The sequence below is a fragment of the uncultured Stenotrophomonas sp. genome (assembly GCF_913778665.1).
GTDB lineage: Bacteria > Pseudomonadota > Gammaproteobacteria > Xanthomonadales > Xanthomonadaceae > Stenotrophomonas.
The window spans coordinates 79,058-85,057 of sequence record NZ_CAJYVQ010000007.1 but is presented as its reverse complement, the minus strand read 5'-3'; the positions used below and the strand labels follow the sequence as shown (position 1 = coordinate 85,057).

The window sequence follows — 6,000 nt, the reverse complement described above, 5'->3', positions numbered from 1 at the left end:
GCAGTCGAGCATGGCTCGACTCTACCGGGACAATAAAAAACGCCGGAAGCTTTCGCTTCCGGCGTTCTGGCTACCAAACGGTAGCAGACGGATTAGACCGCCTGCACCTGGTCAGCCTGCATACCCTTCTGGCCCTGGACGGCGATGAAGGTAACCTTCTGGCCTTCCTGCAGGGTCTTGAAGCCGGTGCCCTGGATGGCACGGAAGTGCACGAACAGGTCCGGGCCGCTTTCCGGGGTGATGAAGCCGAAGCCCTTGGCGTCGTTGAACCACTTGACGGTGCCGGTCTGACGATCAGACATTTGACTAACTCCTGAAACACATGTTGAAAAAAATCGCAGCCACCGGGTATCGGGGCCGAGACTGAGTTGCAGGCGTTGGTAAAGCGGATCGATGAGCGGATCGTGAGATCAACTGCACCAGGCCACGATTCACGGTGACCCTAGCAAACACAGTGGGTCGAACGATACGCGTGTTTTCTGCAAAAAGCGATAGCCCGGACGTTCATCGGCAGGCCCCGCCCGCCAGACGTGACAAGGCATTGCAGCCAATCGAGGCTAACTCCGAGCCCCCATTCAGGTTTTTCCTACCCTACACTGGGCAAATGACTGAAGCTGAAACCCAAGCTGAACCCGCCCTCCCTCGCATCTGGGTGGACGCGGACGCCTGCCCCACTGTCATTCGCGACATCCTGTTCCGGGCCGCTGAACGGGTCGGGATCGAGCTGACCCTGGTCGCCAACCAGTGGATACGTACCCCGCCGTCACGATGGCTACGCTCGATCCAGGTGCCGCAGGGCCTGGACGTGGCCGACAGTGCCATCGTCGAACGGGTGGCCCCCGGTGACCTGGTGGTCACTCAGGACATCCCGCTGGCCGCACTGGTGCTGGAGAAGAAGGCCGTAGCGCTGAACCCGCGCGGCCAGCTGTACACCCCGAACAACATGGCCGAGCGGCTGTCGATGCGCAATTTCATGGAGGAACTGCGCGGCGCCGGGGTGCAGACCGGTGGCCCGCCGCCGCTGGGCCCGCGCGACCGGCAGCTGTTCGCCGCCGAGCTGGACCGCTGGCTGGCGCGGCGACCGGCCCGCTGAACGGCCCTAGTCGCCCTGACCGGGCGGCACCAGGCGGTGCCGACTGCGGAAGCGCCGTCGCTCCCCGCTCAATGGATCATTGAAGGCCAAGCGCTGCGCCAGCAGCTGCAGGGGCGGCTCGTCCGCTCCCTCCGGGCGCACGCTGAGCTGCGGATACAGTCCGTCGCCCACGATGGGCGCACCCAGCATCGCCATGTGCACCCGCAGCTGGTGCTTGCGGCCGGTTTCCGGCAGCAGCCGGTAGCGCCAGATCGCCCCCTGGGCCTCAACCAGTTCGACCCGGCTGCGCGCATTGGGCTCGCCCGGCACTTCACCCATGCGGAAGAACGGCTCGTCCGGCGCCAGCCGGCTGTGCCGCTGCAGCGGGAACGCCAGCCCAGGCAGCGCCGGTGCCAGCGCCTCGTAGGTCTTTTCAATGCGGCGCTCGCGGAACAAACGCTGATAGGCATCGCGTGTCGCCGGCTGAGTCGAAAACAACACCAGCCCCGCCGTGAGCCGGTCCAGGCGGTGCAGTGGTACCAGATCCGTGTTGCCGGTGCGGGCGACCAGGCGCGCCAGCAGGGTTTCGCGCACGTAGCTGCCTGCTGGCGCCACCGGCAGGAAGTGCGGCTTGTCGGCCACCAGAAGGTGCTCATCCAGATGCAGGATGGTTTCGGCGAAGGGAATCACCGGTTCGTCGGCCACCTCGCGGAAGTAGAGGATCTCCAGCCCCACCTGCCAGGGCATGTCCGGCGACAGCACCCTGCCCTGCACGTCCTGCACGCGGCCACGCGCGAACCGGTCCTGCCACTGCGCACGGTCGATGCGCGGGAAACGTGCGCACAGGCCATCAAGCAGGCTGGGCCAGTGGCCGGGCGGCAGCTGCAGGCGGCTGGGCAGGGTCATCGCATCCACTTCTACGGCGGGAAAGCACGCAAGCGTGCCACGTTGACGTCCCGCAGACAGCCTGGCAACGGACACCCCGGGAGCAAACCTCTATCATTGTCCTCTTTAGTCCACGGATTCCCCATGGCTCTCACCGCCACCATCCGCAAGGCCGAACTGCAGATCAGCGACATGGATCGCGGCTACTACGCGACCCACAACCTGACCCTGGCCCAGCACCCGTCCGAGACCGACGACCGCCTGATGGTGCGCCTGCTGGCGTTCGCGCTGAACGCTGGCGACCGTCTCGAATTCGGCCGCGGCCTGAGCACTGACGACGAACCGGACCTGTGGGAACACGATTACACCGGCGACATCCTGCAGTGGATCGACCTCGGCCATCCGGACGAATCGCGCGTGCGCAAGGCCAGCAACCGCAGCCGGGCCGTGCAGGTGGTCAACTACGGCGGCAACGCTTCGGACATCTGGTGGAACAAGCAGAGCAAGGGCCTTGCACGCTTCGACAACCTGTCGGTGGTCGATCTGGACGGCGCCTTCGTTGAACTGTGGGGCCAGCAGATCCAGCGTGCGATGCGCTGGAGCGTGCTGATCCAGGACGGCGAGGTGCAGCTGCTGAACGACCAGACCCAGCTCGACGTCATCCCCAACTGGCGCAAGCGCGCCAAGGCATGAGCACGATCCGCTGCGACGTGGTGGTCATCGGCGCCGGCGCGGCCGGGCTGATGACCGCGATTACCGCTGGCCAGCGCGGCCGCCAGGTACAGGTGATCGACCATGCCAACAAAGTCGGCAAGAAGATCCTGATGTCCGGCGGTGGTCGCTGCAACTTCACCAATACAGGCACCACCCCGGCCAACTTCCTGTCGGCCAACCCGCACTTCTGCAAATCGGCGCTGGCGCGCTACACGCCCTGGCACTTCATCGAGCTGGTCAGCAAGCACGGAATCGCCTATCACGAAAAGGAGCTGGGCCAGCTGTTCTGCGATGTCTCGTCCAAGCAGATCGTGAAGATGCTGGTGGACGAATGCCAGTCCGCTGGCGTGCGGATCCGCACCGACTGCAGCGTGCAGCGCATCGAGCACGGCAGCGACGGCTTCCGCGTGCACACCACGCACGGCCTGTTCCACTGCGCCTCGCTGGTCGTAGCCACCGGTGGCCTGTCAATTCCGAGCATGGGCGCGACCGGCTTCGGCTACGAGATCGCGCGCCAGTTCGGCCACCAGGTGCTGCCGACCCGCGCCGGCCTGGTGCCGCTCACCCTCAGCGGCAGGCACCAGGAGCGTCTGGCCGAGCTCAGCGGCGTCGCGTTGCCGATCGAGGCGCGCTGCAACGGCAAGCACTTCCAGAACTTCATGCTGCTGACCCACCGCGGTGTGAGTGGACCGGCGATCCTGCAGATCTCTTCGTTCTGGCAGCCCGGCGATGCGCTGGAGCTCGACCTGCTGCCCGGCCAGGATGCCGGCGAGTGGCTGCGCCAGATGAAGCGTGATCGGCCGGCCGCGGAACTGCGCACGGTACTGGGCGAGGTGCTGCCCAAGCGGTTGGCGCAACGCCTGTGTGAGCACTGGTTGCCCGACCGCCCGGTCCGCCAGCTGGACGAGCCGGTGCTGCGCCAGGCCGCGCAGCTGCTGGGCGCGTTCCCACTGGTGGCCAGCGGCACCGAGGGCTACCGCACCGCCGAAGTCACTCTGGGTGGCGTGGACACCGCCGAGGTGTCGTCTTCAACGATGGAATCCAAGCGCGTGCCCGGCCTCCATTTCGTCGGCGAGGTGCTGGACGTGACCGGCTGGCTGGGCGGCTACAACTTCCAGTGGGCCTGGGCGAGCGGCCACGCCGCCGGCGGCGCGGTGTGAACCAGATCGCCGTTCGGTGCGCGCACGCGGTGTGCGCATGGACGGTTCGCCGCGCATCGTGTATCTAGGTTCGCAGATTGGGGAGCAGTGCATGCAGAACGCGAACGACATCACCATCCGCCTGCTGATCGTCGATGACAGCGGCGAGAATGCCGAAGCCATCGTCAGTACCCTGCGCAACAGCGGCATCGCGGTGCGCCCGTGGCGTCCGCAGGACGCGGCCGAGCTGGCCCAGGTGCTGGCCACCCAGGCCATCGACCTGGTGCTGGCCTCGCCGTCGCAGGGCATCCCGCTGCCGCTGGTGGCCCAGCACATCGCGGCCGGTGGCAAGGACATCCCGCTGGTGCTGCTGGCCGAGCGCATCGACGAGGACGAGCTGGTACAGGCCAGCAGCCATGGCATCCGCGCCCTCGCCCTGCGCCAGCGCCCCGAGCACCTGCTGGCCGTGGTCCGCGACCAATGGGTGGATCTGCAGGCTCGCCGCGGCCTGCGTCGCATCGAGGCGCAGATGCGCGAGACCGAGCGCCGCTGCGATGCGCTGATCGCCTCCTCGCGCGACCCGATTGCCTATGTGCATGAAGGCATGCATATCCGTGCCAACGACGCTTACCTGGAGATGTTCGGCTACGAACACTTCGACGATATCGAAGGCATCTCGCTGCTGGACATGGTCGCGGCGCAGCACGTGGAGGGATTCAAGCAGCTGCTGAAGGGCCTCAGCCGTGGCGAGGCGCCGCCGCCGCAGTACCAGCTCGATGCCCGCCACGAGGATGGCAGCGCGTTCCCGGCAACGATGGAATTCACTGCGGCCACCTACGAAGGCGAGTCCTGCCTGCAGGTCGTGCTCCGCCGCCGCATGGAGTTCGACCCGGAGCTGGCGCGCGAGGTCGAGGACCTGCGCCAGCGCGACCAGGTCACCGGCCTGCTCAACCGCCCGACCTTCATGCTGCAGCTGGAAAGCGCAGTGGCCCAGGCCGGCCGCAGCGAAGGTCAGTTCGGCCTGCTGCTGGTCGAACCGGATCACTACGCGCGCCTGTTGCCGGATATCGGCCTGGCATCGGCCGATACGTTGATCGCCGCCCTCGCCACCCTGCTGGCCGACGTTGTGGGCGAAGACGCGCAGCTGGCACGCTTCGGCGAGCATAATTTTGCCGTGCTGCAGGCCGGCCCCTATGCACAGAACGTGGCGTTGGCCGAGCGCATCCGCGAAGCCTATGCCGCGCACGTGTTCAGCATCGGCGCGCGCTCGGCCACGGTAACTGTCAGCATCGGTGGCGTGCAGGTGGGCGAGAAGATCGCCAGCATCGGCCAGGTGCTGGCACGCGCCAGCGAGTGCACGCAGGCCGCGGCCGCACTCGGCAACACCTGCCGCATCTTCGACCCGGCCGCTGCCGATCGGGTCGAGGAAGAGCGCGTACAGCGCTGGGTCGCGCGCATCCGCGAGGCGCTGGCCGGCGATGGCTTCCAGCTGCACTACCAGCCGGTCCTGAACCTGCAGGGCGAGCCGCTGGAGTTGTACGAAGCCTACCTGCGGCTGGAGCACAACGGCGAACTGCTGAGCCCGAACGCATTCCTGGGCATCGCCGAAGAGCATGGCCTGCTGGCCGACATCAACCGCTGGGTGGTCGCACAGGCCATCTCGGTGCTGGGCCAGCGTGCGCGCGAAGGCAGCGCGACGCAGATGCTGGTGAAGGTGACGCCGGAATCGTTCGACGATCCGCAGATGATCGCCACCTTGCGCCGCGAACTGCAGGCACAGGGCGTGCCCGGTGAACGCCTGTGGCTGCATGCGCCGGAAGCGAAGGTCTTCACCCACCTGCGCAGCGCCCAGCAGTTCCTCGCCGAAGTGGCGCCACTGGGTTGCCGCATCGGCCTGGAGCAGTTCGGTTCGGGGCTGGATTCGTTCCAGCTGCTGGCGCACTTCCAGCCGCAGTTCCTCAAGCTCGATCGCGGCTTCACCAGTGACCTGACGGCGACCCGCGAGAACATCGACCGCATCAGCCAGATCACCGCGCGTGCGCAGGAAGCCGGCATTCGCACCATTGCCGAGTTCGTCAGCGACGCCAATTCGATGACCCTGCTGTTCAGTGCAGGCGTGGATTACGTGCAGGGCGACTTCGTCGGCCCGGCGCTACCGGAGATGGGCTTCGAGTTCGGATGATGCGGTAG

At 66.7% G+C, this 6,000-nt stretch carries 6 protein-coding genes; 4 read left to right on the top strand and 2 right to left on the bottom strand.

What is annotated here, in order from left to right:
• Window positions 1-92 precede the first annotated feature (92 nt).
• Window positions 93-302: a cold-shock protein gene (locus QZ853_RS08775; RefSeq protein WP_004153307.1), complete on the bottom strand. Its 210-nt coding sequence runs from the start codon at window positions 300-302 to the stop codon at window positions 93-95.
• Window positions 303-604: 302 nt separating this feature from the next.
• On the opposite strand from QZ853_RS08775, the gene QZ853_RS08770 reads away from it, so the two are divergent.
• Window positions 605-1,093: a YaiI/YqxD family protein gene (locus QZ853_RS08770; protein ID WP_295572059.1), complete on the top strand. Its 489-nt coding sequence runs from the start codon at window positions 605-607 to the stop codon at window positions 1,091-1,093.
• Window positions 1,094-1,099: 6 nt separating this feature from the next.
• Here QZ853_RS08770 and QZ853_RS08765 read toward each other — a convergent pair whose 3' ends face one another.
• A complete protein-coding gene (locus QZ853_RS08765; protein ID WP_295572058.1) occupies window positions 1,100-1,978 on the bottom strand; it encodes a pseudouridine synthase in 879 nt (292 codons plus the stop codon).
• Between the two features lie 123 nt (window positions 1,979-2,101).
• Here QZ853_RS08765 and QZ853_RS08760 point away from each other — a divergent pair, with 123 nt between their 5' ends.
• The 3 genes from QZ853_RS08760 to QZ853_RS08750 all read left to right on the top strand — a co-directional run bounded on the left by QZ853_RS08760 (window position 2,102) and on the right by QZ853_RS08750 (window position 5,992).
• Window positions 2,102-2,650: a YaeQ family protein gene (locus QZ853_RS08760; protein WP_295572057.1), complete on the top strand. Its 549-nt coding sequence runs from the start codon at window positions 2,102-2,104 to the stop codon at window positions 2,648-2,650.
• A complete protein-coding gene (locus tag QZ853_RS08755) occupies window positions 2,647-3,831 on the top strand; it encodes an NAD(P)/FAD-dependent oxidoreductase (protein WP_295572056.1) in 1,185 nt (394 codons plus the stop codon). The genes QZ853_RS08760 and QZ853_RS08755 overlap by 4 nt, the downstream gene beginning before the upstream one ends.
• Before the next feature lie 91 nt (window positions 3,832-3,922).
• Complete coding sequence (locus QZ853_RS08750; protein ID WP_295572055.1) at window positions 3,923-5,992, top strand: EAL domain-containing protein; 2,070 nt, start codon at window positions 3,923-3,925, stop codon at window positions 5,990-5,992.
• Window positions 5,993-6,000 lie beyond the last annotated feature (8 nt).

What these genes read in the sequence shown, in the direction of transcription:
- QZ853_RS08775 (WP_004153307.1), bottom strand. Translation starts at nt 302, where the DNA reads ATGTCTGATCGTCAGACCGGCACCGTCAAGTGGTTCAACGACGCCAAG.
- QZ853_RS08770 (WP_295572059.1), top strand. Translation starts at nt 605, where the DNA reads ATGACTGAAGCTGAAACCCAAGCTGAACCCGCCCTCCCTCGCATCTGG.
- QZ853_RS08765 (WP_295572058.1), bottom strand. Translation starts at nt 1,978, where the DNA reads ATGACCCTGCCCAGCCGCCTGCAGCTGCCGCCCGGCCACTGGCCCAGC.
- QZ853_RS08760 (WP_295572057.1), top strand. Translation starts at nt 2,102, where the DNA reads ATGGCTCTCACCGCCACCATCCGCAAGGCCGAACTGCAGATCAGCGAC.
- QZ853_RS08755 (WP_295572056.1), top strand. Translation starts at nt 2,647, where the DNA reads ATGAGCACGATCCGCTGCGACGTGGTGGTCATCGGCGCCGGCGCGGCC.
- QZ853_RS08750 (WP_295572055.1), top strand. Translation starts at nt 3,923, where the DNA reads ATGCAGAACGCGAACGACATCACCATCCGCCTGCTGATCGTCGATGAC.